The organism is Acidovorax sp. FG48 (genome assembly GCF_057809085.1).
In genome coordinates, this window is record NZ_JBMDJH010000051.1 from 1 (window position 1) to 1,017 (window position 1,017).

Annotated in this window: 1 protein-coding gene; it reads left to right on the forward strand. The window is 59.7% G+C overall.

Annotated features, from left to right (window positions below; genetic code table 11):
- A partial coding sequence (locus tag ACODSU_RS25270; protein WP_488845713.1) for a tetratricopeptide repeat protein occupies nt 1-1,017 on the forward strand: 1,017 nt, incomplete at both ends.

The following is a 1,017-nucleotide window of genomic DNA, read 5'->3' on the forward strand; positions in this document are numbered from 1 at the left end:
TGATGGATGAGGAGGGGTTTGCGAGGAAGGTGGAGCAGGCCTATGCCATGATGTTTGACGCTTGGGAGCGCACAGTCTCGCGTGGCATCGCGATGGCAGCTATTCCGGCTTTGCCGGCCAAGGCCTCTGATGATGCGCAGGCGTATGTCCAGATGGGGAATGTCCAGCGTGACCAGGGGCATTTTGTCGAGGCGGAAGCCTGCTATCGGCAGGCGCTTACCTTGGATCCGTTACTGTCATCTGCACATGCCAGTCTCGGACACTTGTTGAGTCAGCGGGGCGATAAATCGGGTGCGGAGGTTTGTTTCAGGCGTGTGGCGGAACTCCGACCGCAGGATTCTGTCGCGCTTTATAACTTGGGGGTCCATCTCAAGGACCAAGGTGCAACCGCTGAGGCTCTGCAATGGTTGAACCGCGCCATTGCATTTAAGCCGGACATGGCGGTGGCGTACCTGAACGCGGGGCGATTGTTGCAAGACACCGGGCGGCTGGCCGACGCGGAAACACTATGGCGTGGGGCAATTCAGGCCATGCCTGCGTTTTTCGACGCCTACGATCATCTGGGGAGTGTGCTCTTGCGTCAGGGGCGCATGAAAGAGGCAGAGTCGTGTTACCGCCGCGCGGCACAGTTGCGGTCGGGGCCAGAAGCCGATTATGTGTTGGGTGTGCGGCTTGCTGACCTGGGCAAGCTCAATGAGTCGGTGCACCTGCTGCGGCGCGCGGCCGACGGCTTGCCTAACCATATGGGATCTTGGAGTTCATTGGCGGACGTGTTGAAACGCCTTGGTCGGCTGGTTGATGCAGAGGCGTGTGCCCGACGCATGATCGACATTGCGCCAGGCAATGCCGCAGGGTACTCCGCGCTGGCGATTGTCAAACAGCAGCAAGGCGCATTGCATGACGCGGAGGTGCTGTTCAGGAAAGCCGTTGCCCTGGATCCAATGCAGGCCAAGTTACACGCCAACCTGCTGTTCACGCTGAACTACCACCCGGACAAGAGCGGGGAGGAGATTTACG